This is a genomic window from Yersinia entomophaga (assembly GCF_001656035.1).
Lineage (GTDB): Bacteria > Pseudomonadota > Gammaproteobacteria > Enterobacterales > Enterobacteriaceae > Yersinia > Yersinia entomophaga.
Genome location: NZ_CP010029.1, coordinates 1,157,349 through 1,183,515, shown reverse-complemented (window position 1 = coordinate 1,183,515; position 26,167 = coordinate 1,157,349). Strand labels below are relative to the sequence as shown.

The window sequence follows — 26,167 nt, the reverse complement described above, 5'->3', positions numbered from 1 at the left end:
GCGGTAAATAACGGTTCATACCTCTATTTCCCTTGTTTGTACGGGCTAATCTAGTTGTACTGGCTAATTTGCCAGTTACCCATCACACGATTACCTTCAGTACCGGTCAGCAGCACACAGCCGCCATCCACGATAGAAAGCCATTCTCCGTTGGCTGTCCGGATGCGCAACGCCAAAGCACCTTGCGGCTCCCGACCTTCTGCCGCCCGCCAATGTTGTTTCAGTTTTTCTCTGTCCTGCGGATGGATGCGCGGCAATACAGCATCAATATGCAGGAAAGCGGTCGATCCTCGCTCACCGAATAGGGCACCAATGTCGCTATCCCACAGGATTTCGCCCGATTCCAGGTTTAGCTGGTACATCACCCCGTCTCCTTCAATACGACCGGTTTCTGGGTTGAAACTGTGTATTGAGTGAGATAATCCACGCAGGAATACCATCAATAAAGCCGTGGCGGTCAGATAACACTGAGTGAGCAGCAAGGGTTCGCCGCTATGAAGCCCTTGTAAGAAGAATGGACCTTGGTGTTGATAGGTATAAAAAATCACAATGGCACCCAATGTCAGCAATGCCAGCGAACCGCCCCGATTACCGGCTATAATCGATAGCACGATAGCGATAGCGATAGGAATGCAGGACAGCGCAAAATACAGCGCGGCGCCGCTGGCCGCGAAATCCTGTAGTTTTCCGGAAAAGATTAGCCAGGTGCTAGCACAAAGGAGTAACCAAACAACGGCTCCCGCCAGCTTTGCCCTTAGCGTGAGTCGAGCGGAACGCACTCTGATATTCAGGAAACCCATAATAATGATGGTCACAAACAGAATGCCGGTCACGTCGGCAATCAGGCTGACCCAGAACAGGCTGAATAGCGGTAAACCTGCCGCCAACGCAATTCCGCCACCGGTTATCAATGCATCCAGCGCGCTGATAATAAGAGTCGCGCTTATCCACAGTAAAATAGCGTGCAAATCGTCATTGGGGCGAGCAAAACGCCGCACTATCCAGGCAATAACCACGCTGGCAGGTAACGACAGGACGGAATAGAACAACGCACTGAGCACATCTTCGCGCCAGTGTTGTTCAAGTAGAACGCTCACCATCGAAAAAATAAAGAACAGCAGCGGCCACGAGCCCCAGCGGACCGCCAAAAAGGCAGCGACAGCCACCCCGGAGGGAAACCACACCAGAGATATTTGAAACGCCGGGGAATCAAACTGTTGCGAAACCACACCCGCAACATAATAGATTAACGCCCAACCAAACAGGGCGCTAGCGTGCCGCCAGAACAGCGTCTTACTTTTTTTCATCGTAATTTCTCACTGAATGATTCTCTCCGGCAGTTTTCAGGAGGCTTAATTATTCCCGCCTCATGTCTATAAACCTAGTCATTGCAAGCCTAGGGGTGATAAACAAAATAGTTATAAAAAACAGTTATAAAAAAATAGCTATAAACCGGATTTTATCTATAGCTCGTGGCTGAAAAGCGGAAATGAGCTCGTGAGCGACGGCTGTCGTATTTGGGGGAATCAAGTTGTTAGAAATGCATATGATTTCAATCATACGATAGAAAAGGTGATGAAAGCACTAATTCATCATTCTTCAACGGGAAAGGGGGGTTATGGCTTCATGCAGAACATTACAGAGCATTTATGCGGCCATGTTCACTATCGCTACTTTGTGAGATATCGTTAATTACCGCGATGATAATTATGTTATAACATAACAAAACATTCGCCGTAGGAAATGAAGTTTGTTACATTATCACACTCAAATTCTGTGGCCGGGAAGGGATAGCTGACCTTAACGTCCAGATATTGTTGGATATTAAATATGGAGTAGTTAAATGAATCGAACTCATACCCTGTGTTTTTCTCTTGGCCTGTGCGCTTCGTTGTTACATTCAACGGTCAGCGCCCATGATTTATGGACCAATATGCCTCCGGCGAACACCACTACGGCAACGGTAGAAATGGCCTATGGTCACGGATTTCCACATGGGGAAGCGATTCCGGCTCAAAGACTGCATTTCTTTGCCCCGCTAAAATTGACCAACGGCAGTAAGGAATACAGTTTTAACATCGACGGTAAAAACGTCAAATTCCAGCAGGAGAACTTGAAGCCTGGCTCTTATATCGCTCTGTCTACCTATAAGCCAACTATTTGGTCAGTGAAGCGCGTAGGGGAGAAAGACGAATGGCGTCAGGAAGAAGATAAAACCCAATGGCCAGGTAGTTTTTGCACCGATAACACTATGTCCGGTAAAACCATCAGCTTTGTGAAAAATCCCGATGCCAATCCGTTTATTACCCAACCGATGGGATTAAGATTAGAGTTTGTCCCATTACAGAATCCGAATGAACTGTCGATTGGCGACGATTTGGAATTACAACTGCTGTATAACGGTAAACCTTTGGCGAATCACACCTTTGGCGTTATTTTTAATGATGGGGAGGAACGCAGCGACGCCGAGGGACAGGGTCATGAACACCATCATCACGATCACGCCCATGAAAAAAATAATACATTGTCTCATCCCGCCTTGGCGCACACTTACGCCTTTGAAGATGTGGATTTAAAAGGCCAGACGGACAGCAATGGGAAATTAACGCTACCTATTACGGCGAAAGGGCAATGGCTGGTTTCTACCGTAGCGGAAACGCCTCATGAGGATAAGAATCGATGTGATATTCACCTCGATAAAGCCACTTTATCTTATTACGTGGTTAATTAACCAAGCGCGGGTTTGATTTTCACTCTCGGTTTTGCTTCGCTCAGCTGTATGCAGACTGATCATCATGTCAGTCTGCAACGGCCTGTATATTCTGCGTTAGGATTGGTACTGCAAACCGAGAGTTTTTAAGTCATAGCGGGTAATAAAATTAACAAAAAAGGTATCTATTGATAACCGTCCCACATTTCCTGACTGTATTCACATTTATTCTCTATACCATAGATTGCATCGAGGATATTACGAGGGAAACAACCGTTCATGCCGCGAAAGGCGGTATTCGTCATCACTATAATCAACCACATACGCGGTAAATTACCGAATAACAGTGCCCATGCTAACGCCCGAAATCCCACCCGAACCGCCGCTAATACCTATATGCTTAGAAGATGTACAGGCGCTCATACACAACACAAGCACTATGATAATAATTTTCATGTCCAGTTCCACGAGATTTTAGAATCTTACTTTAGCAGTATTATCCGTGGCGGGTATTTAATCAATAAGGCGGAAGGACGGAGGTCAAGCGCTGTTATGGCAAAGTTAGCGAGGCATCTCTGTTAAAGGGAAGGGCTTAATAAACACACCGAGATATGGTGCATGAACTCATTAACAACCATCATATTCTATTTAACATAATATACATTATGCGAACCGAGGTAAAGGTGTGTGAGTTTCCCGATTTTGGCCTTAATCCTTATCCATTGGCTGTTTATTCCTGTTGCTCTTCATTCCAGGCTCATTTTGGGTTTTATTTATCCCAACTAAAACCTGATTCTGAATAATGCACTCATCCTTAGTCAAGCTCGCAAACATTCCTCATTCACAGCTTCATTCTTTTGTTACCTATATCTTTTACTGACCGACATGTATTCCCGCTAACCGATAACTCATTGAATGCTTCGCTCACTCAACTTGCTCCTTCGAGTACTCCAGTTCTTCTGAACCAATTTTAATGTGAACGACCTGACTACCCATTGACCAATGACACTGCGTTAAGATTAATTTTAATCGAGATGCTCACGGGATGTTCATCGATTAATTGTTGGCTATAGCAGCAAACCACTGCCTATTTCCGATCGCGCTACGTGAAATCTGAGAAAAATCATCGGCTATGACCCTGCTGATTTCACGTAGTTGCATCATTTATTTGTGGTATAAATCAAATGGTGGTCGATTATTCAAGCAATCATCGATCACTTTTAATACACCGTCCTCATTATTTGCCGGAGCACGGTATTTCGCCGCTTGTTTTGCCGCCAGCGAGCCGTTTTCCATAGCGAAACTGTAACCTGCGTGTCTTAACATCTCCAGATCGTTACCGCCATCACCCAATGCCATGACTTCATTATCTGCAATACCGTAGATGCCTTGGATTCGCTTGATACCATTAGCCTTATGATTCCCGGGAATTATCAGGTCTACAGAACCATGTCCGCTAGAAACAGTTGTGACAATGTCACCTATTTTTTGTGTTATTTCATCCATCAGCCCGCTTACGTCATCTTGTTCATAACTAAGGGCAAACTTAAAGATAACGTCATCGATCTGCGCATAATCAGAGACTGTGTTGAGATGGTGATAATAGGTACGCATTCCATTAAAGAAATCGGGAGCGCCAGTCTCCAGCATATAAGCGCTCTTTTTACCGCATACCAGAAAATTGATTCCCGATAAGGTACTGATGCATTCCAGCACTTGAGCCACCTGCGCAGAAGGTAGCTTTCCACAGTAAACTTCCTGTTTTTTATCAACGATATATCCGCCATTCTCAGCCACATAAGCTATTTGGTCGTCAATATCATCGAAAAAACTTTTCAACTGATAGTATTGGTTGCCACTGGCTACAACAAATTTAATACCGCGCTGCAATAACTGTTGATACAGTTTTCTGAAACGAGATTTATTATACTGACCTTTGCTGTTTAGAAAGGTGCCATCCATATCAACTGCGATAAGTTTGACGCTCATTGAAACTCCTTGCGGTATAAGATAATCAGGATAAAAGGCACAATTGCCACTCAGTTAAAATCTAATACTGTAATGTATAGGCACCTAAAGTAATAATCAGGAATACGGCCACAACCACAAAAAATGCCACATACAGATCAGAGAGATACGTTATCCAGCCAATTAGCGCCGGGGTAACCTAAGGTCGTCAGCATGGCCACAGACATATTTACCAGCATAACTTTTTCCAGGTCGTAGCGGCTACATTGGCTCTTTATTGGTTCTTCAACAGGCGGTTAAAATAATAATTTCTTACTTGAATATTATAACTAAGCATCCCATCCATAATGTCATTAATATGAGTCTCTGTCATTTTAGCGAGTTTAAGATGCGAAGATATCAATTTAGTAGAAATAAAATCCTGAACCATCCTGTATCTGATAAATGCTGCGCCAGTATTTTTTTAGTTTCCCCGGCCCATTCATAAATCTATTAAATAAGTAACACACAACTTTCAGATGTCATGTTTAATGATTTTTAAGTTTCACACCAATCAGATGAGCTGAATGACTTTTTGTCATCTCTATATGCTATTGATTCTATTCAATACGACATTGACTTAGTGATATAAAACGGTCGTTGTTCGCACCATAATTTAAAATCAAACTTGCCCGTTCGATTAAATTAAATTAATGTAAATCTCAATCGGTGTTAATGGACGGCAAGATGAATAAAATAATTTTAATCATTCACAAATAACAAGGAGTACTTAAATGGAAAACACTCAATTAATAAATATAGATTATAATTCATTCCGTGCTGTGAAAGGATTCGATAAACGCGTTAGATATTTGATTCTCCACTATACCGTCGTTGATTTCACCGGTTCGATCACCGCATTAACTGGCCCGTTAGTCAGTTCGCATTATTTAATTCCAGATCCTATGGATCCGAGCTATATAGCCGCCGGATTTGACGAGCTGCGTATATTTAATTTGGTAGATGAAAATGATCGGGCCTGGCATGCAGGGGAAAGTCGCTGGCACCAGCGAACCAATCTGAATGACAGTTCGATTGGCATTGAGATTGTTAACCAGGCATCTGATAATAATGGTAATTTTACTTTCCCACCCTATAATGATGAGCAAATTGAAGCCGTAAAAGATTTAGCGCTTAACATCTTACAACGTTATCCGGATATATCCCCCACCCATGTATTGGCTCATTCAGATATTTCCTTGGGGCGTAAAAGTGATCCCGGGGCTGCCTTCCCGTGGTTTGAACTGTATATGTGTGGCGTCGGAGCCTGGTATGATGATGAAACAAAAAATGAATATTTATGCCAGTATAATCACTCCATGCCGGATAAAGATGAAATTCTAAAATTATTTAATATTTATGGTTATGATACCAGTAGTGCTGATACTAACATAGGTTATGAGATTTTAATTCGAGCTTTCCAACTACATTTTCGCCCAGAGTGCTATGACGGTAAAATGGATGAAGAAACGCTCGCAGTCCTTTCCGCCTTAGTTAAAAAGTATTTCCCATCTGAATTATAATGTGAGGTGTTTCATTTTTACACAAGCTGCGATAACAACCAAAAAAAATAATATCCCTATATAAATTTATTACTCACAGCACTACAAAGCGAAACTCAGAATTATAAAGTTAAATTAACCATAACTTTAAATAATAGCTTATGCTCGAACTTTTCTGGTGCCATTCATATTGGCACCAGAATTTTATCGTTCCATTATCAGTGACCATATGAATGCGTCACGATTAATGTTTACCTGAGATAAGCACAATCGGTAATTTTTAGTGAGACTCTCTTGTAACGCTATAATGTCTTAATCTGCTCGGGATAGAGGCTGTAGCGAATCAAAGAGGAATATAGCTCCCCGGTATTTTCTCTCCCTGTCTGTTAGTTTCCTTTTTGCTTCACCGTGATGAAGTTGCCTCCGGTAAAGTAACCGAAGAAAATGACGCACATCGGTGTATTCGGTCACGATTTAACCATGACCACCCTATTCAGTTCGGATTCTTTCCAAGTAATGGTAATTATATCGTGATAAAAATTATCCGAGTATGCTAATGATATAAAATCAGTTATCGCCCCACTTTATTGGTAAGGAACGGAATATGATCGTTTTTGTCACAGGTGCAACCTCCGGTTTTGGCGAAGCCATTGCCCGTAAATTTGTTAGCCACGGCCATCAGGTTATTGCCAGCGGGCGACGTTTAGAAAAACTGGAGCAACTGAAGAACGAATTAGGTGAGGCCCTGCATATTTTGCGGTTGGACGTACGCAATCGCGCCGCCATTCAACAGGCTATTGACGAATTACCTGCATCACTGCGAAATATCGATGTGCTGGTGAATAACGCCGGTTTGGCATTAGGTTTGGAGCCCGCGCACAAAGCCAATGCCGATGATTGGGAAACCATGATCGATACCAATACCAAGGGTTTGGTGAATATGACTCGCGCGTTGCTACCAGAAATGGTCAGCCGTAATATTGGCCACGTGATTAATATTGGCTCGACCGCGGCAAACTGGCCATATGCCGGTGGCAACGTATATGGCGCTACTAAAGCCTTTGTGAAGCAATTCAGCCTAGGGCTGCGTGCGGATTTACACGGAACGCGTATTCGCGTGACCGATATTGAACCCGGATTGGTCGGAGGAACCGAGTTTTCCTCCGTTCGCTTCAAAGGGGATGATGAAAAGGTGAATAAAACCTATGATGGAGCTAACCCATTGATGCCAGGTGATATTGCCGAAGCGGTCTATTGGGTAGCGACTCTGCCCGCTCACGTCAATATTAATACGTTAGAAATGATGCCGGTTAGCCAATCATTCGCTGGGTTGAACATTCATCGAGAATCATAATACGCGGTGTCAGATCGAGCGCAGTGAAGTCACTGTGCTCTATTTTTACTCATTACTTTCACTGATTTCCGCTAATTGACCCGCCAACCAGCCACGATAATCAGCATACCAATCAACGCAATACCTGCACCTAACCAGTCAAACATTGATAGCTTTATACCCTCCACCACTCGCAGCCAGATTAAGGCTGTAGCCACGTAAACCCCGCCGTAGGCGGCATACACTCGCCCACTTGCTGCCGGATGTAGCGTTAATAACCAGACGAACAGGCCTAAACTCGCCGCAGCCGGTAATAGCAGCCAGGCCGGTGCCCCTTTCCTCAACCAGAGGTAAGGCAGGAAACAGCCTATAATCTCCGCGAGTGCGGTGGCAAAAAAAAGTAATGAAGTCTTCAACATAACGACGAGTTTTCTCTCTAAAGGTTAAATGAGTTTGCGGTAGTGGGTACATCGTCACAGAGCAATGATATAGTTTATCTATAGGTTTGTATGCTTAAACAAAATGAGTCGCTTAACTCATCGATAAAGAAGGATTTAATGATGAAAAACAATCGCCTGCGTATCGCATTGCGCGTTCTGTTGCCTGCTGCGGTATTGATGCTGCCTTTATCCTGGTCCTCTATGGCGCAGGCGCAATTAAGTCATTGTTCGCAAGGAAGCACCTGCGTTACCGTTGGCGGCAATAATGCCAATGACCCTTTGGCGAAAGAAGCCGCCCGTCAAAGCAAAGAACAGTGGGATGAAACCCGCCGCCTACGTAATAAGGTTAATACGCGTAAAGAGAAAGATTTCGACAAATACGACGTTGCTGAAGATGCTAAAGATAAATGCTTGAGCAGCTCTAATTTCAATGCCTATTGGGAACCGAATACCCAGCGTTGTTTAGATCGTCAAAGCGGCCATAAGATTAATCCTTAATAGCTAAGAACGGTGCTTTTTACTTGAAGTTCAGGCTGTCTGAACTACTATTAGCGACACTAGCAATTCATCCCAAATAAGGATTTACTGATGAAAAAAACGCTTATTATCGGCACATTGTTACTGGCGGTTGCGCCTTTGGCCGCACAGGCATCTTGCGAAAGCGTGAAAGCGGATATTGCGCAAAAGATTATCAATAACGGTGTACCGGAGTCGGGTTTTACGCTGGAAATCGTACCTAACGATCAGGTTGAAAAAGCCGGCGGCCAAGTTGTTGGGCACTGCGAAAACGATACGCAAAAGATTGTTTATACCCGGATTACCAGCGGCGAATAGTTTCGTTAAGCTATATTCATCAGGGCGCACGGGTTGCGCCCTTTTCTATTTTTACGGTTTCTCAATTTACGTTTTCTCCATTCCAAAATTCCTCGTTGTGATCCGGTCTGAAGCGCACTATTCCTCCGTTCGCCAATAAGGTTCCCTCTTCCTTCGCGCTAAGCTCATTGTTCCGTTTATGGAACACTGTGGCTTAATTTGAGCTACTTATCACTTATTGGAACTTTATCTATACTTTATTACACAGTTGCTCAGCGGAATTAGCCGCTGATTACACGCTGTTGGGTTGGTTTATATCAACCAACGGCCATTCAGGTAGTAAACAATGGAGTGAGAAATGAACAAACCATATGTACGTCTCGATAAAGACAATGCAGCCGTGCTGCTGGTAGATCATCAGGCGGGTTTGTTGTCTCTGGTGCGGGACATCGATCCGGATAAGTTTAAAAATAACGTGTTGGCATTGGCCGATATGGCTAAGTATTTTAACTTACCGACCATTCTGACGACCAGTTTTGAAACCGGTCCTAATGGCCCGCTGGTTCCTGAGCTAAAAGCCCTGTTCCCGGACGCGCCTTATATTGCTCGCCCAGGACAAATTAACGCCTGGGACAACGAAGATTTCGTTAAAGCGATTAAAGCCACCGGTAAAAAACAGCTGATTATCGCCGGTGTGGTAACCGAGGTTTGCGTGGCTTTCCCAGCGCTGTCCGCGTTAGAAGAAGGCTTTGATGTGTTCGTGATTACCGATGCTTCCGGCACCTTCAATCCGTTAACTCGCGATGCCGCATGGGATCGTATGTCTGCCGCCGGTGCTCAGCTGATGACATGGTTTGGCGCAGCCTGCGAATTGCACCGCGACTGGCGCAATGACGTAGAAGGTCTGGGCGCGCTGTTCTCCAACCACATTCCTGATTATCGTAATTTGATGACTAGCTATTTCACGCTGACATCTGAAAAATAACGCTTAATCGCCTTTGCTCCCGCCTTGCGGCCAGCCTCTGGCGGGAGCTTCTAGCTTGTTAAATCTTTCCTTTTTACTTCCATTGTTCTTCTTTAACGAAAACTGCCTGCATTTTTCTCCGTTTTGATCCAAGCTAAATATTCACTAGCCATTCACATCCGGCCAAGTAACAATGGTGGTCTGAATTCAATCAGTTAACTCGCGACGCATGAAAAAGCCACTCCATCATCATTTTTATCGCGCCATGTTACGGCGGTTGCTGATTGCAATCATGCTGGGGATGACTTCGGCGGTGATTGTCTGGCTGTTCCACCGCGGCATGTTGGGGTTAGAGTGGCTGCTATTTGCCCGTACCGATGGCAGTTTGGTGGCCGCTGCCTCCTCGATTTCTGGCTGGCGGCGGGCGTTAACACCGGCGCTGGGTGGAGTGGCGGCAGGTGGTGTGTTGTGGTTATTCCAGCGCTATCGCCATCAACGGCCCACAGCCCCTACCGATTATATGGAGGCGATCGAGATTGGCGATGGTCGGCTCGATATCTCTGCCAGTTTGGTTAAGTCTTTCGCTTCTCTCTTGGTGGTATCCAGCGGTAGCGCCATCGGTCGCGAAGGTGCCATGGTGCTGCTGGCGGCGCTGTTTGCATCGGTTTTTGCCCAACGCTATGCCAAAGCTAACGAGTGGAAGCTTTGGGTCGCCTGCGGCGCGGCCGCCGGTATGGCCAGTGCTTATCACGCTCCGCTAGCGGGTAGCCTGTTTATTGCCGAAATTCTGTTTGGCACTTTAATGCTGGCTTCGCTAGGCCCCGTGATTATTGCCGCAGTGACGGCGCTGTTAACAACTAATATACTCTTAGGCGAACAGGCACCGTTATATCAGGTGCAGGCGCTTCCTTCTCCGTTACCGATGCAATATCTGCTGATGGCCACATTGGGTGTGATTGCTGGATTTAGCGGGCCACTATTTTTGAAAGCCATGACCGCCAGCGGTCATGTTTTTCGTTCCCTGAATTTATCCCTTCCGCTTCAGTTGGGGCTGGGAGGAATTATCGTTGGTTTGCTGTCGCTAATATTCCCTGAAGTATGGGGAAATGGTTATAGCGTGGTGCAATCGATGCTGGCCGTACCACCGGGAATATTGCTGATTGGCGGAGTTCTGATCTGTAAATTAATTGCGGTATTAGCCAGTAGCGGTTCTGGTGCGCCTGGAGGGGTGTTTACCCCGACGTTATTTGTCGGGGCAGCCTTGGGGATGTTGATCGGGCAGATTTTCGCCTTATGGCCATCTTTAGGTGAACATGTCGCCCTGCTTATGGCGCTGACCGGCATGGCCACACTGCTGGCAGCCACCACTCATGCGCCGATTATGGCGGCTCTGATGGTGTGTGAAATGACGGGCGAATACACGCTCTTGCCGGGCTTATTATTATCTTGCGTGATCGCAACGGCAATTGCCCGTTGGATAAGACCATTATCGGTTTACCATTCGGGATAAGCCGCCGATTTAGCGGGAAATATAACCGCCAAAATCGGATATAAAATAAAAGAGATATGAGGCAAAAATTATAACTTATTCACTCTTTAATCAGCGGAGATAAATCCAGATATTTAACCAGATCGCGCTGTTCCGGCCGAGGTAAATAAGGCAATTCACCTAATTGTGGCGCAGGTATCTGGTGGCGTAATACATCAATAGTTTCTGCATAGTGCGCTAAACCCGGGTTAATCCTATTAGCGACCCAGCCTAATAAAGGTAACCCATCGTTGATTATTGCCTGAGCAGTTAATATGGCATGATTGATACAGCCTAATTTAATTCCTACCACCAAAATAACCGGTAATTTTTCTTTAACCACCCATTCGGAATAAAAGCGTTGATCGTTCATCAACACGCTCCAGCCGCCACAGCCTTCCACAACTACGCTATCAGCCTGTTGCTCTAACGCGGCTAACCCGGCGCTCATCCGATCATAGTCGATCAGGGTGTCAGTGCTGGCATGGATCACTTCCTCATGTAGCGGGAAAGGATTCACAGCCGAATAATCTAGCGCAATGGATGATGAAGCCTGCAACACCAAGGCATCTGCGTTACGCAGCCCGTCCGGTGTTTCTTTGCTTTCGGTGGCAACCGGCTTATATCCCGCAGCATTTTTACCGTGCTGACTGAAAGTTTGCAGTAAAGCCCGAGACACCACCGTCTTACCCACGGCGGTATCCGTTCCAGTAACAAATACGCGCGTTAACATAAAGGAATTACTCCGCAATTTTGCCGTTTTAACTCAAAATAGTCCCGCCGAACCTTGGCGAAATTGTCGATGAGCTGAAAAGTCTAGGCGATGATGAAGATAAACAGCTTGCGTTAGCGCAATGTTTTGCCGGACTGGAATGTTTTTTTAGCTAACGAGCGGATGGCGCGAGAGTCATTAGCGGAGAAAAGAGTATTTAATACCTATTAATAATTAACTCTAAGTTATTAGCAGCAGTGGATTAACCCTGTAGCAATTTCACTAATAATGAGCCGTTATATAACGCCTCTTTAACCAATGCTGCTCCGGGCATCGTTCCCCGATTATAAAATCGGGTGGACTCTACCTGAATATTTTCGCTGTAAGCCGGCAATGCCTGCTGGCGAATACAGGATTCAATTGCTGGATGTAAAATAGAAGACGCCAGATTAAGCGGCGAGCCGACTAATATTTTCTCCGGATTAAATAAATTGACCATAATGGCCAGAATCCGACCCACGCTATGACCCACGCCCAGAATAATATCTTTGGCTAACTGATCGCCTGCCATTGCGGCGTGACATAGCGATTCCACCGTAAGTGGAGAACTGTGTAGCAACGAACTCATAGAGACATTGAGCCGCTGTTGGGCGATTTCCAGCATATTTTCAATGCTGGCAACGGTTTCCAGACAACCATGATTACCGCAATAACAGCGCTTACCATAAGGATCAACCTGAGTATGGCCGATTTCGACTACGCTGCGATTACCAGCGTGGAGCACCCTGCCGCCGGTGATCACTCCTGCGCCGACGTTATGGTCAATCACCACTTGAATAACATTCTGGCTGCCCTTGGCGGCACCGTATAAGGCTTCAGCCATAGTCCAGGCACAAATATCATGCTGAAGGAATACCGGCAGACCGGTGCGTTGTTCCAGTTCGGGGCCGAGGCGCATCTCATCCACATCATAAAACGGCATTTTATGCACGATACCGGCAGGTGCATCGATCATGCCGGGCATGGTAATCGCGATAGCGGTCAGACGTTCCAGCTTCTCCTGGTGGCGGATAAAGAATTGGTCTACTTCGTTAAGAATGCGGTTTAGCAAGGGTTCGGGGTGGGAATCTGGCAGTGGGAGTAAATCCTCAACCACCAGTTTACTGCTGAGATCCCGCAGCGCAAGAGTGATGCTGCCGTGGTTGATGCGGCCAGACAAATAGTGCCACGCCTCGGTATCCAACACTAGCCCGATAGCCGGACGCCCACGGCTGCCGACATCCTGAAATTCGGTTTCTTTTACCAGGTGAGCTTCAACCAGTTCCCGCACAATTTTGGTAATACTGGCGGGCGCCAGCTGCGCGCGTTTCGAGAGTTCGATGCGGGAGATTGGGCCAAAATGGTCGATCAGGCGATATACCGCCCCGGCATTGGTCTGCTTGATTTGATCAATATGCCCAGGCTGTCCATCCATAATCACAAAACCGGCTCCTTCTTTGCCACTTACCGAGTATTTTCGCGCTTCTAAATAAATATTAACGGCTATGTTGGGGCTTTTGGTATAAGGCGTCAACTATTTGATTAGTTATGTGATTTACTGCACACATTCCCAGTATATATCACCCTTTAAGGCGTTTATTCAAACAGATTGCGCCACCGTTTCCGGTATCATTAAACGAATCAACGCGTCGGCGGGAGCAGTAACGGGACGATGCCGATGATTGACCAACCACACCTCGGTTGTTGCCTCAGGTTCATCCAGCGGCAGGTATTTCACTCCGTCCACTTTCACCCGCGTAAAGGAGGCTGGCAGGATCGAAACTCCCAGGCCGGAAGACACCAGGCCAACGATGGTCATGGCTTCCCCCACCTCTTGCGTGATGTAAGGCGTGATGCCGCTTCGCGCCAACAAATTCAAGATTTCGTCGTATAGCGCCGTTCCTACCTCACGAGCAAAAAAAACGAAAGGTTCCTGCGCTAGCATATGGAATTTCAGCGTTCCCAATGGCACTGCGGCCAACGGGTGTTCCTCGTGGACTACCGCGACCAAAGGTTCCCGTAGCAGTAAACGATGCTGCAGCGCATCGGGCAAACGCGTATTGCGCATCACGCCCAGATCCAGACGCCCATCAAGCAACGGTTCAATCTGCTGTTTGGTATTGACTTCCTGCATTTTTATATGCACGCATGGATGCAACTGCCTAAATATTCTCAGATTTTTTGATACCACGCTGATAAAGGGGGCGGACGATGTAAAACCGATGGTCAGCTCACCCAACTCACCTCGGTGCAGCCGCCCCGCTTTTTCCGCCGCGCTATTGACCTGCGCCAAAATTTGGTAAGCCTCTTTGAGAAATAGCTCTCCGGCCTGCGTCAGGCTGACGTTACGGTTATTCCGAGCTAACAACCGGGCGCCTATTTGCTCTTCCAAAATCTGAATCTGCTGGCTTAACGGCGGTTGCGAAATCCGAAGTCGCTCCGCCGCCCGTCCGAAGTGCAGTTCTTCAGCGACCGCAATAAAATAGCGTAAGTGTCTGAGTTCGATTGGCATGAAAATCCATTAATAGGTTAAACGTCTTATTCCCAATTATTAATATATTAGACAAAAAACTGCGCTATTCCTATGATCACTGTGTTCCCCCTTTCTATGGGGCAAACAGCCTGTTTTAGTGTGGTTTTTTGGATAAGGAATGAAAGTGAACACCTCTTTGCGCTCTGCGAATTCTGTAGCGCCGACACCGGTAGCTAATGATAATACTGCCTCTGCCCGCCACACCTCGACTTTACCGATTAATAAACGTCCTTATATCCAACGCGGCACACCGCAGTTTATTCGCGTCACGCTGGCTTTTTTCTCCGCCGGACTGGCGACATTCGCCTTACTGTATTGTGTGCAACCTATTTTGCCTTTGCTGTCGCAAGATTTTGGTATCTCCCCCGCCAGTAGCAGCTTGTCTTTATCCACTGCCACCGGAATGCTGGCGGTAGGATTGATGTTTACCGGCCCGCTTTCCGACGCGATTGGCCGCAAACCGGTCATGGTGGTGTCATTGATGCTGGCAGCGATCTGCACCCTGGTATGTGCCTTGATGACCAGCTGGCACGGCATATTATTAATGCGCGCATTAATTGGTTTATCCCTCAGCGGCGTGGCGGCGGTTGCCATGACCTACTTAAGCGAAGAGATTCATCCCAGTTTTGTCGCGCTGTCGATGGGGTTGTATATCAGCGGTAACTCGATTGGGGGAATGAGCGGACGCCTGATTGCCGGCGTATTAAGCGATTTCTTTTCCTGGCGGGTAGCGCTGGCGGTGATTGGGCTGTTTGCGTTGGCCGCCGCTTTCATGTTCTGGCGTATTTTGCCACCTTCCCGACACTTTCGTGCCACTTCGCTACGCCCCAGAACGCTGGCGATTAACTTCAAACTGCACTGGCGCGATTCCGGTCTGCCGCTGCTGTTTGCCGAGGGTTTCCTGATCATGGGCAGTTTCGTCACCTTGTTTAACTACATCGGCTATCGCCTATTGGGGGAACCCTATGGGATGAGTCAGGCGCTGGTAGGCCTGCTGTCCGTTGTTTATCTCACTGGTTCCTACAGTTCCCCTAAAGCCGGCGCCCTGACCACGCGTTTGGGACGTGGGCCAGTATTGCTCTGGTCAATTGGCCTGATGCTGGGTGGCGTGCTGATTACTGCATTTTCATCGGTTATCGCCATATTGATTGGGATGATGATATTTACCGCCGGTTTCTTTGCAGCACACTCGGTTGCCAGCAGTTGGATTGGCCGCCGCGCCAGACGCGCCAAAGCGCAGGCTTCTTCTTTGTATTTATTCTGCTATTACGCCGGTTCCAGCGTCGCGGGCACCTTGGGAGGCATATTCTGGCTGAATTTGGGCTGGTACGGCGTTACCGGGTTTATCGCGCTGCTGTTGCTTATTGCGTTGGCCGTCGGCCAACGTTTACGTGTGTTACCTGAAGCTGCGCGTATTTAACTGTTGAATATTTATCTTCGTGGCTCTGGGCGTTAACCAGAGCCTGCTTACCCAGATTCACATCTAAGGGATTATTTTCTAGGGAATAAATAATCAACATCAGTTCGATCAAAAAATAGCGAGCATCCAGAAATACCGATAAGCCGTTCATATCGAAAAGTCAGACATATTCGCCCGATAGTCCCCCACGTATTCTGCTACACTAATCGGCCAGCATAAAGCTAACCTTATGAAAAAATTAATATAACCGTTTAGTAAAATCATAATTCTGCCCACGGCCCCCCTTCGTTCTGCATGAAGAATTTAGCTCTGTCCTTAATGTTTTTGCACTTTTGCTTGAATGCGCACTGTTGTTTGCAAGAAGCTTAATGTATGTTGTAACTAAAGCGTGTTTTTAACGAGATAACTCTATGGATAAGTACGATTTGATTTTGAGAATGAATACCAGTTTTAACCAACTGGAATTATCATTGGCGTCGCTCCACCAGCAGCTGGCAGAGTTTCCATTATTGGCCGCCCAAGTCTTCACCCTGCCCGATATCGAAAAAGGCTTGGAGCATGAAGAGATTGAACAGATTAACGTCACGCCAGTAGTCGGAGAAGAAGCCCGCGAATTGGGTTTACAGCACTTCCGTCGCCTGTTTATTCATCATAATAAGCAAAATGTCAGCAGCAAAGCGGCCGTTCGCCTCCCCGGCGTACTGTGTTTCGCATTGAATAAGACAGAATATCGGGACTGCATCACCCTGATTGAACATATTAATCAATTGAAACACCAGTTAGAGCAGATTATTACCGTTGAGTCCGGCCTGCCCAGCGAGCAACGCTTTGAATTCGTTCACACTCACCTGCACGGCCTGATTACGCTAAATACTTACCGCACCCTCACCCCATTGATTAATCCAAGTTCAGTGCGATTCGGCTGGGCAAATAAGAATATAATTAAAAATATAACCAAAGAAGATTTGCTGGCGCAGCTAAATAAGAGCCTGAATGCCGGTCGCGCCGTGCCGCCCTTTACCAAAGAAGAATGGGCCGAATGGGTAAGTCAAGAAATTGCCGACGTGCAAAGATTACCCGAAACTGCAAAATTGAAAATTAAACGCCCTGTCAAGGTTCAGCCCATTGCCCGTGTCTGGTATCAGGAACAGCAAAAGCAGGTGCAGCATCCCTGTCCTATGCCGTTAATTGCTTTATGCCAAAAAGAGTTAGGTGCCGGTATGCCTAAAATTGGAGAGCTACCCAATTACGATGCCACACAGATTAAACACAAACATAAACCGCAGGCTAAACCGTTGCGGTTGTTAATTCCACGACTGCATCTTTATACAGATATCGAATGACTCAGCGGATTTTCCGCTTATAAAAAACAATGGGTTATTTTCCCATTATCCAAAAACAGCCGTAACTTAAATCATTTAGTTACGCGCAATGATGCGATGAAAAAAATATCGCTTACTCTCTGGCAGTCTTATTGTTTATTGCTATGATTAATACTCATCACACAGAATATAGATAATTAATTGTGTGATAAAAATGATTTTAGTTTGATTCTTAAAGATAAAATAGTAGCAGGCTAACCAATCCAGTCTGTCACACGATATTTTAAATATTCGCAAGAAACAATATAGCCGATTGAATAATCACATAAGAAACAAATTAACACAATGTTCACTCTTAATTTATTTAAGCAGCTAAATCTTTCGTGTTTTTTTTATTTTTATAACCAGAATCAGGCATATTTATAATTCCGGGTTAATAGAGCTCGATATTATTTATATTTTCACAGCGTTTCACAGCGCAATGCCATAATCCTAATAGAATTGGAAGGTATACTATGCCATTAACTAAGACAAATACTCAAAATCCTATTCGCGGAATTGTTAACCCTACCTCCGCACAACGAAAAGATTGTCAGGCAGTTATCCTTATGCTTGATTATGCCGACCTTGGCCGTGGCCCTGGGACTTTACATACTGTGGGCAGTGCCCGTCTCGACATGCAAGGAAGGACGGCGGCAGGAGATGCCAATATTCAAGTTCAAATAGGAACCGGCACGGTGGCTGCTGCCATGATCGCGCATTCAGTTCAAACGATCACCGATCCTATCAATCAAAAAGGCGCAGTGAATGCCTCCGTTTCCGTATTGAACCAAAGTATGGATAGCGGGACTATTTGGAATTTGACCGGAACCCTGCCTTAAACCAACCGCGGTCATCTAAAACTGAAAAGCGTCAGCTTTCCCACCGCCAACGCTTTTATCATTACTTCTTATATCCTTAGCTTAAGGAAGAGCTAATCCTTCATACTTCCTACCATCTCTTCTGGCCTTACCCATTCATCGAATTGTTGATCCGTCAGATACCCCAGTTTCAACGCCGCCGCTTTAAGGGTCAGCCCCTCTTTATGCGCCTTCTTGGCAATCTCGGCCGCTTTGTCGTAGCCGATATGGGTATTCAGCGCCGTAACCAACATGAGTGATTCATTCAGAAGTTGAGTAATACGATCCCGATTCGGTTCGATACCGACGGCACAATGCTCATTAAAGCCACGCATACCGTCAGCCAGCAAACGAATTGACTGTAGATAGTTATGAATAACCATTGGTCGGAACACATTCAGCTCAAAGTTACCGGACGCGCCACCAATATTCACTGCAACATCATTCCCCATCACCTGAGCACACAGCATAGTCATGGCTTCACATTGGGTCGGATTCACCTTACCCGGCATGATAGAGCTGCCGGGTTCGTTTTCCGGAATAGCAATTTCGCCAATACCACAACGAGGTCCGGAAGAAAGCCAACGCACATCATTGGCAATTTTCATCAGAGAGGCCGCCAGACCTTTCAGCGCACCGTGTCCATGAACCAGTGCGTCACAGGTCGCCAGCGCTTCGAACTTATTCGGCGCGGTGACAAAAGGTTGTTGGGTCAGATTTGCCAGCTCCTGAGCCACACGCACTGCATATTCCGGATGGGTGTTCAAGCCAGTCCCTACCGCCGTTCCCCCTAGCGCCAGTTCACAGATATGGGGAATCGAGGCTTCGATATGATGCAGACTGTAGTTTAGCATCGCCGCCCAACCGGAAATTTCCTGCCCCAATGTGAGAGGCGTGGCGTCTTGTAGATGGGTGCGACCAATCTTTACGATGCTTTTATAAGCTTCGGCCTTATCCGCTAGCGTTTTTTGTAATACTTTCAGCTCCGGTAACAGATGTTCACGCAGCGAAAGTACCGCCGCGACATGCATCGCCGTCGGGAAGACATCATTGGAACTTTGGCTTTTATTCACATCATCATTAGGATGAACCAGTCGCGCATTCCCCCTGGCTCCACCCAAAATTTCGCTAGCACGATTAGCCAACACTTCATTCATATTCATATTGGTCTGAGTGCCAGAACCGGTTTGCCAAATGGAGAGAGGGAATTCATCAGGGTGCTTATCCGCCAGAACTTCATCGGCGGCCTGAATAATGGCGACGCCCCGCTCTTCAGCCAGCAGTCCTAAATCCATATTCACTTTAGCGGCAGCGCGTTTGGTCAGCGCCAACGCATGGATAAGCGCGGTCGGCATTTTCTCCTGGGAGATACGGAAATGCTCCAGTGAACGCTGCGTTTGTGCCCCCCACAGGTGGTCGGCGGGTACTTCTATTGGCCCCATTGAGTCTTTTTCAATGCGAGTGGCTGCCATGACTCTCTCCTTAGCACAGATAGCGGAATAAGTAGGTATCGAACATCAGCAATAATAGTTGCTGATGATAATGATTATCATGCCATAACAATCATTCTGATTATGCGACCGGGACGCCTTTATTGTAGGTTTGGGAGATAACTTTTATGTTGATTTTTTGTAAACGGCCGATTTTCCGCTCACCGCCTATTGCCTATTGCCCACCAGCAGTTTGGCGGTAATACGCTGGGGTTCATGAATCTATATTTTCTTTAACAAGTTTCATTGCCAAAGTATCTATCCAAGTTATCGATTGTTGGGAAACCTTCTTTTTATACCGCAGTTTTTAGCCGCTAAAACGACCAAAATATCAGCGCCAAGAACACAGATGACTTCCCATCCTTGCTATCCTTCCCAATGGGATCGTCGCGCAAATTTACGGCAAAAAGCATAATTCCCGGTGTGCAATCCTTGCAACCCATCTAACCTCATTGTTTACTAGCTTATATTTTTAATCTGGCCTGAATTCCTTTCAGCCGCTGAGACAGCAGACCTCAATCATGCAAAAGATGATCAATGCAGTACAAAACTACGCTTGGGGCAGTACCGACGCCCTGACCCGTCTTTATGGCATTCCTAATCCGCAACATATCCCGATGGCGGAATTGTGGATGGGCGCGCATCCTAAAAGCAGTTCAAAAATAGTCGATGCTCAGGGGCAGCCACAATCACTGCGCCAGCTTATCGACAGCGACCCGTCGGGCCATTTAGGGGATGCAGTCGCTAAACGTTTTGGCGAGCTACCTTTCCTGTTCAAAGTACTCTGTGCGGCTCAGCCACTGTCTATTCAGGTTCATCCTAGTAAACAGGCGGCGGAAATCGGTTATGCCCGTGAAAATGCCGCCGGTATTCCTTTAGACGCCGCCGAGCGTAATTACAAAGATGCCAACCATAAACCGGAGCTGGTTTATGCACTGACGCCCTTCCACGCTATGAATGGTTTCCGCACGCCAGAGCAGTTAGTTGGGCTATTGCAGCCAGTGTCTGCGGCGCATCCGGATATCGGCGCCTTCCTGCTTCAGCCGGATGCCGAACATCTGGCGCTGCTGTTTGCCAGCCTGTTAAGTATGGAAGGCGAGCAAAAAGCGTTAGCGCTGGGCGTATTGAAATCCGCGTTGAATAATCAGCGAGGCGAACCGTGGGATACTATTCGTCACATTGCGCAAATCTACCCTGAGGATAGCGGCTTGTTCTCCCCCCTTCTGCTGAACGTTATTACTCTACAGCCGGGTGAAGCCATGTTCCTGTATGCAGAAACGCCGCACGCCTATCTGGACGGCGTGGGTCTGGAAGTGATGGCTAACTCGGATAACGTACTACGCGCCGGGTTAACGCCGAAATTCATCGATATTCCCGAGTTAGTTGCTAACGTGAAATTTGTTCCCAAGCCGGAGTCGGAGTTACTGACCGCGCCGAAGGAACAGGGTAACGCGCTGATCTTCCCGATCCCTGTGGATGATTTTGCCTTTGCCATTCATCGCCTGACGGACGAGTCGGAAAACATCGAGCAGAACAGCGCGGCGATTATCTTTTGTATCGACGGACAGAGTATTGTGCAAAAAGACTCACAGCAGATTGTGCTACAACCTGGGGAATCCTGCTTTGTTTCCGCCAATGAATCCCCTATTAACCTCCGCGGTTCTGGTCATATTGCGCGGGTTTACAACATTATTTAACTAATTGGTGTTACAAATCTTTCTTATTTGTTGCCAATCAGTAGCTATTGCATTCACAATAACGCGCTTATGGGCGTTATTGTGCCTACAACCGCGTTCAACGTATTGAATTTGCTGAATTAGAAAAGGATGAACAGAACCATGAAAAAATCGTTAGTGGCTGTCAGCGTTATTGTCGTTCTCGGCGCTGCATGGACAGGTGCCTCTTGGTACACCGGCAAATTGATGGAACAGCGGATGAGTGAAATCGTCGATAACGCCAATTCACAAATTAAACGACTGGCGCCACAGGCCGGTCTGAAACTGGCTTATACCGATTACCACCGCGGAACCTTCAGCAGTAAAGTCCGTTATATCCTGCAACCAGACGGGACTATCACCGGCGAAAATGCAGTGATGAAGCCAGGTGAAGAGATCGCCTTTATCGAAACTATCGATCACGGTCCTTTCCCAATGGCTCAATTGAAGAAATTCAACCTGATCCCTAGCATGGCGTCGGTTCACTCCGAACTGGAAAACACGGCTGCGGTTAAAGCTTTGTTTGATATCACCAAAGGCAAATCACCGTTTACCGCTGATTCACGCATTGGTTATAACGGTAGCACCGATTCTGCGATCAAACTGATCCCTATCACCTACGAGAAAGACGGCCTGAACCTGAACTTCTCCGGTGCCAGCCTTGACGCTGCTTTCTCTAAAGATATGCGTGACGTTAAACTGAACGGCGAAAGCGATAGCATCGTGCTGTTCAAGAAAAACGAAATGGATCAGGTAGAAACCTTTACTGTTAAAGGCCTTAGCCTGAAGAACGACAGCAAAACCGGTAAGTTTGATCTCAGCATCGGCGACCAGAATCTGTCGATCAAACAGGTTCTGTTGAGCGTGGAAGGCAAAGAAGCGCTGGTTCTTGATGGCTTTACGCTAACTTCGCAGATGGGCGAGTCGGACAAAAACCTGAACGGTAAGCTGAGCTACACGCTGGATTCCCTGAAAATTCAGGGTAATGACTTTGGTTCCGGTAAGCTGAACTTTACCTTTGCCGGTCTGGACGGCGAAGCAGTGAAGAACTTCGCTACCTCCTACAACCAAATCGCTATGCAGGGTCTGCAAACCGGTAACATCGATCCTGAAACTTACCAGTTGCAGATGACCGAGCTGGTTCTGACCAAGCTGCCAAGCCTGCTGAAAGGCGATCCTAGCTTCAGCATCTCTCCGCTGAGCTGGAAAAACGGCAAAGGCGAAAGCGCCCTGAAACTGGACGTCGTGCTGGCCGATCCAAGCAAAGTGACAACGCCAATCACCAGCCAGGAAGAAATCCTGACTCGTGCTATCAAGAAAATCGACGCTAATCTGACCATCCCAATGCCAATGGCGACCGAGTTCACGACTCAGGCTGCACGTTTGCAGGGTTACAGCGCTGAAGAAGCCGCTAAAATGGCCGTTCAGCAGGTTCAGGGCGTTGCCGCGATGGGCCAGATGTTCAAACTGACCACGACCAAAGATGACGTTATCAGCAGCAGCTTCAGCTTCGCCGATAACAAAATCGATCTGAACGGTCAGAAAATGACGCTGCAGGAATTTGCCGGTCTGTTCGGTATGTTTGGCGGTATGCCGCAGGAAGAAGAAGCCCCTGCTGCTGAAGCCCCTGCCGCAGAGTAATATCGATTCGGAACAAGAAGTCGCTTATCCTCAGGTAAACGCTGATTGGGCCAAGATCGAAACATAATGATTAATGCCAGCCCCTGCTACAGGGCTGGCATTTTTTATGGCCACGTTCCTGATTATCGATAGATGTAGATGTGTAAGCGTGGGTTTAGCTGCGCCCGAGGTAAAATGACAGCAATATCAGTACGGCGAAGATAACTCTCTATCCGACAGGATTAATTCTCCGGATTAACCGATGCCATTTTTGCGGCAATATAAGCTTTTATATTAGGCCACGGACGCTGGGAAGTTCCTCCGTAAAGATCGCTAAAGGCCTCAGCAAATGCTTCTTCCGCGCCGCCGTCGCTACCGCCTTGCCAATAATAATAATTGCTATCGGTTTGGGAGGTTGACCCCAGCTCCGTCTGCCATATATCGCGGAAACTTTGACGGCAGCTCAAACTATCGCCAACCTCACCAAGACCTTTATCTCCCATATTTGCCTTTTCACCAAAGCTGCGATCAATGGCATGCGCGTATTCATGCAAAACCAGATTGGCAGAACCATGCTCCGTCGCTAATTTCCAGCTGCCATTGGCGAGTTGCGTTAATGCCACCACGGTTTCATCGGCATGAAACTCATTTTCTGCCCCTTTACCCAAAGCCCCAACTCCGGGGACTGAATCCCAGGTTTTGCCATTGGTCCAACCACGCGGCGTTTGACCTTTCAGCGCGTTCATTCGTGGGTGATTGGTTATATTATCGTTGGTCAATGTTATAAACTGCCCCAAAGAGTCCGCAGTCTTTAATATATTCAGCGGCAGTTTTTGCAATTCAGCCGTAACCGGAGCTGGGTCGATGTTCATATTTGGCGGTGTGGTGCTGGAATAAAGCAAACCGGTGATGATGTGTTCTTTCTGACTTTGTTCTATTAACCGACGATGATTGGCCTCACTCACTTTGGCGGCTATTTTACTGGCTTCCACTGCCGCGGCAGCCTTTTCCTGTTCTATGAATTTTAATCTGTTTAGCGTCACTTTCATCCGCATCAAATCGGATAACTCTTCACTGACTTCATTACGGCGTTTATCTACGACGGCGAGATATCTGACATCGTTTATCTTTGCTATGATGCTATTTATTCTGTTGATTTTATTTATATTTTTTGTGCTGCTCGACGTACTGGTCAAACATGTCATTACTACATTTGAAACCTTCAGCAGGTTCGTTTTTTCCAGCGTTTTTAATTCTTTAGTCGCCAAATTTAAATTTAAATAGCGGCGCAACGTTGGAGAACTAATAATTGGCATATCCCCTCCTTGATTTAATAAAAATCGAAAAATGCATCCGGCACTTTTTTGTAAAACGGATTGGAACTATAGATTTAAAGAATAATACACGCAGATTCATTAGAGCTGTTAATGCTAAATTTTACTTTCAAAAATGAACCAAATATCTAAATCATCAGTAGGCAGTCAGAATTGAGACAGGGATCGGTGTCTCTGTTTGATCGGACGATTATCGTCGACTATTGAATAGGATTATTGCGATGTTTATAGCGAATCTGGAACAGAAGGATAAATGGATTGTTACGTGCCAATAGCGCCAATCGTGCCGGCTACACCGAGCCACGACGAATAAGCACCGGCGGGAGAATAACGTTTTGCAATTGCAAATCGACACCGGCAATACGCTGCAATAACCGCTGGCCGGCGCTATAGCCAATTTCTCGCGCCGAGCTGGTAATAAAAGTGAGCGGCGGCTCTGTTAATTCTGCTTCGGGTACGTCGCCAAAACCGATCAATGCCACCTGCTGATCGAGATAAGTATCCACCCCAGCGCTGCCAATTCCTCTGCCGGTGCGCAGAATGCCAAAATAAGCACCGAGCGCCACGGAAGCCTGATGACAAATAATCGCGCTAACGTTGGGATGATGGCTAAGCAAACTTTCCGCCGCATCAGCCGCGGCTTGCTGCTGACTATCACATTCAATCACCCAATCCGAACGAAACGGCAGACCGTACTGCACCAGCGTGGCACAAAATCCGCCCAATCGTTCTGCCCGCGTCAATGAATGACCGTGACCGCCCAAATAAGCAATTTTACGATGTCCTCTGCCTATCAGCAGTTCCGTCGCCATTTTGGCCGCCTGCATATTATCCGGGCGAACCACGTCGACGCCGTCCAATACGTTGGCACGCGCGGCACAAATCAACGGGATGCCCTGTTGCTCGGCCTTCTCTTTCAGGCCACTTTCCTGATTCGCGCCGCCGCCAAGAACCAGCCCGTCAACCCCCTGTTCTATCAGGGAATCAAAGCAGCGCTGTAGACCTTTCCCTTCTTTGCCGCTTTGAGTGAGAAACAGCACTTTCCCCTCGGCTTCAATAGCTTCGCTGAGTCCTGCCGTCATCGCCGCATAAAAAGGATCGCCGATATCGCGCACAATCAACCCAATCACCCCGGAATGCCCCCCGCGCAGCTGAGCCGCCTGCCGATTACGCACATAACCTAACTGTTCGATGGCCTGATTCACCCGCTCGGCGGTTGTCGGTGAAATACGACCTTTGCCGCTGACGGCCAGCGAGACCGTGGCAACAGAAACTCCGGCGTGTTTGGCAACATCGGTAATGGTGATCTTTTTATGATTCATCGCGGCTATTCGGTATCATTTTTGTCTCACGTCCTTTGGCAGACAAATCTATGCTTCGGGGCAAATGTTACACCCAATTCAATAATCTGGGTAAAACGATTAATCGTTTTAATCAGTATCTGTGCGCTACATAGCGATTTTAACCTCTCATCCACCTACTGGCGGCACCCGTCCAGGCCTGCGCCCCAAAAGCCGGGAAGACCTGCCTGAGCCTAAACATCAGCGTGCCTGTTATGGCTGGAAACTTCACCCTCGGCTTATCATTAGCTTGAGCTAAAGTGAGTTTCTATCGACAAAATGGCATTTTCGGGCGTATCTCACAGAATTTCATTTACCGGCGTTAAAGGCCACAATAACTGTGATTTGCCGCGCATATTATTTAGGTTAAACGTTTTATCTTAATTTAACCTCAGGACGCTAAAGATCCACAGAACAGATCCTTTTTCACACACCAGGAGCCACCT

General features: G+C 46.9%; 21 protein-coding genes and 1 pseudogene. 12 read left to right on the top strand and 10 right to left on the bottom strand.

From position 1 onward, the window contains the following. Positions 1-50: 50 nt before the first annotated feature. Positions 51-1,307 (bottom strand): MASE1 domain-containing protein, encoded by a 1,257-nt coding sequence (locus tag PL78_RS05315; RefSeq protein ID WP_064513770.1) that lies wholly within the window; start codon positions 1,305-1,307, stop codon positions 51-53. Between the two features lie 536 nt (positions 1,308-1,843). On the opposite strand from PL78_RS05315, the gene PL78_RS05310 reads away from it, so the two are divergent. After that, complete coding sequence (locus tag PL78_RS05310) at positions 1,844-2,731, top strand: DUF4198 domain-containing protein (RefSeq protein WP_064513768.1); 888 nt, start codon at positions 1,844-1,846, stop codon at positions 2,729-2,731. 1,143 nt (positions 2,732-3,874) lie between these two features. On the opposite strand, the gene PL78_RS05300 is transcribed toward PL78_RS05310, so the two are convergent. Together PL78_RS05300 and PL78_RS20750 are read right to left on the bottom strand one after the other, a co-directional pair. Next, positions 3,875-4,699, bottom strand: a complete 825-nt coding sequence (locus PL78_RS05300) for a Cof-type HAD-IIB family hydrolase (protein ID WP_064513765.1) — start codon at positions 4,697-4,699, stop codon at positions 3,875-3,877. A gap of 61 nt (positions 4,700-4,760) precedes the next feature. After that, positions 4,761-4,926, bottom strand: a pseudogene (locus tag PL78_RS20750) (MFS transporter); the annotation flags it as partial. A 525-nt stretch (positions 4,927-5,451) separates the two neighbouring features. On the opposite strand from PL78_RS20750, the gene PL78_RS05295 reads away from it, so the two are divergent. Both PL78_RS05295 and ydfG read left to right on the top strand, forming a co-directional pair. Next, positions 5,452-6,240, top strand: coding sequence for an N-acetylmuramoyl-L-alanine amidase (locus PL78_RS05295; protein WP_064513764.1), 789 nt, complete (start codon positions 5,452-5,454; stop codon positions 6,238-6,240). Between the two features lie 583 nt (positions 6,241-6,823). Next, a complete protein-coding gene (ydfG, locus tag PL78_RS05290; protein WP_064513761.1) occupies positions 6,824-7,573 on the top strand; it encodes a bifunctional NADP-dependent 3-hydroxy acid dehydrogenase/3-hydroxypropionate dehydrogenase YdfG in 750 nt (249 codons plus the stop codon). 71 nt (positions 7,574-7,644) lie between these two features. On the opposite strand, the gene PL78_RS05285 is transcribed toward ydfG, so the two are convergent. Next, positions 7,645-7,971, bottom strand: a complete 327-nt coding sequence (locus tag PL78_RS05285) for a YnfA family protein (RefSeq protein WP_064513759.1) — start codon at positions 7,969-7,971, stop codon at positions 7,645-7,647. Between the two features lie 141 nt (positions 7,972-8,112). Here PL78_RS05285 and PL78_RS05280 point away from each other — a divergent pair, with 141 nt between their 5' ends. The 4 genes from PL78_RS05280 to clcB all read left to right on the top strand — a co-directional run bounded on the left by PL78_RS05280 (position 8,113) and on the right by clcB (position 11,279). Then, entirely contained in the window at positions 8,113-8,490 is a 378-nt protein-coding gene (locus PL78_RS05280) for a DUF1283 family protein (RefSeq protein ID WP_064513753.1), read from the top strand. Between the two features lie 90 nt (positions 8,491-8,580). After that, positions 8,581-8,826 carry a DUF1161 domain-containing protein gene (locus PL78_RS05275; protein WP_064513750.1) on the top strand — a complete coding sequence of 82 codons (246 nt, stop codon included), beginning with the start codon at positions 8,581-8,583 and terminating at the stop codon, positions 8,824-8,826. Positions 8,827-9,163: 337 nt separating this feature from the next. Further along, positions 9,164-9,790, top strand: a complete 627-nt coding sequence (gene ycaC, locus PL78_RS05270; protein ID WP_064513748.1) for an isochorismate family cysteine hydrolase YcaC — start codon at positions 9,164-9,166, stop codon at positions 9,788-9,790. Positions 9,791-9,998: 208 nt separating this feature from the next. Beyond that, complete coding sequence (gene clcB / locus PL78_RS05265) at positions 9,999-11,279, top strand: voltage-gated ClC-type chloride channel ClcB (protein ID WP_064513747.1); 1,281 nt, start codon at positions 9,999-10,001, stop codon at positions 11,277-11,279. A gap of 79 nt (positions 11,280-11,358) precedes the next feature. Here the strand turns inward: clcB and bioD are convergent, their stop codons facing one another. The 3 genes from bioD to PL78_RS05250 form a co-directional block, all read right to left on the bottom strand. Next, positions 11,359-12,030: a dethiobiotin synthase gene (bioD, locus tag PL78_RS05260; protein WP_064513745.1), complete on the bottom strand. Its 672-nt coding sequence runs from the start codon at positions 12,028-12,030 to the stop codon at positions 11,359-11,361. A gap of 241 nt (positions 12,031-12,271) precedes the next feature. Next, on the bottom strand, positions 12,272-13,489 hold the full coding sequence (gene mlc, locus PL78_RS05255) for a sugar metabolism global transcriptional regulator Mlc (protein ID WP_064513743.1): 1,218 nt from the start codon (positions 13,487-13,489) through the stop codon (positions 12,272-12,274). Positions 13,490-13,648: 159 nt separating this feature from the next. Beyond that, positions 13,649-14,560, bottom strand: coding sequence for a LysR family transcriptional regulator (locus PL78_RS05250; RefSeq protein WP_064513741.1), 912 nt, complete (start codon positions 14,558-14,560; stop codon positions 13,649-13,651). 145 nt (positions 14,561-14,705) lie between these two features. Here PL78_RS05250 and PL78_RS05245 point away from each other — a divergent pair, with 145 nt between their 5' ends. The 3 genes from PL78_RS05245 (at position 14,706) to PL78_RS05235 (ending at position 18,204) form a co-directional block, all read left to right on the top strand. Continuing rightward, positions 14,706-16,001, top strand: a complete 1,296-nt coding sequence (locus PL78_RS05245) for an MFS transporter (protein ID WP_064518261.1) — start codon at positions 14,706-14,708, stop codon at positions 15,999-16,001. 410 nt (positions 16,002-16,411) lie between these two features. Next, positions 16,412-17,344 (top strand): DNA replication terminus site-binding protein, encoded by a 933-nt coding sequence (gene tus / locus PL78_RS05240; protein WP_064513739.1) that lies wholly within the window; start codon positions 16,412-16,414, stop codon positions 17,342-17,344. 494 nt (positions 17,345-17,838) lie between these two features. Next, positions 17,839-18,204, top strand: coding sequence for a hypothetical protein (locus tag PL78_RS05235; RefSeq protein ID WP_064513738.1), 366 nt, complete (start codon positions 17,839-17,841; stop codon positions 18,202-18,204). Positions 18,205-18,296: 92 nt separating this feature from the next. On the opposite strand, the gene fumC is transcribed toward PL78_RS05235, so the two are convergent. After that, positions 18,297-19,694, bottom strand: a complete 1,398-nt coding sequence (gene fumC, locus PL78_RS05230; protein ID WP_064513736.1) for a class II fumarate hydratase — start codon at positions 19,692-19,694, stop codon at positions 18,297-18,299. Between the two features lie 539 nt (positions 19,695-20,233). Here fumC and manA point away from each other — a divergent pair. Both manA and PL78_RS05220 read left to right on the top strand, forming a co-directional pair. Then, entirely contained in the window at positions 20,234-21,409 is a 1,176-nt protein-coding gene (manA, locus tag PL78_RS05225) for a mannose-6-phosphate isomerase (RefSeq protein WP_064513734.1), read from the top strand. 141 nt (positions 21,410-21,550) lie between these two features. After that, the gene (locus tag PL78_RS05220; protein WP_064513730.1) at positions 21,551-23,068 is read left to right on the top strand and encodes a YdgA family protein; all 1,518 of its coding nucleotides are present in this window, start codon (positions 21,551-21,553) and stop codon (positions 23,066-23,068) included. A 221-nt stretch (positions 23,069-23,289) separates the two neighbouring features. Here PL78_RS05220 and PL78_RS05215 read toward each other — a convergent pair whose 3' ends face one another. Continuing rightward, the gene (locus PL78_RS05215) at positions 23,290-24,339 is read right to left on the bottom strand and encodes an anthrax toxin lethal factor-related metalloendopeptidase (RefSeq protein ID WP_235601007.1); all 1,050 of its coding nucleotides are present in this window, start codon (positions 24,337-24,339) and stop codon (positions 23,290-23,292) included. Between the two features lie 332 nt (positions 24,340-24,671). Then, a complete protein-coding gene (gene malI, locus PL78_RS05210; RefSeq protein ID WP_064513724.1) occupies positions 24,672-25,703 on the bottom strand; it encodes a Mal regulon transcriptional regulator MalI in 1,032 nt (343 codons plus the stop codon). Between the last annotated feature and the right edge of the window lie 464 nt (positions 25,704-26,167).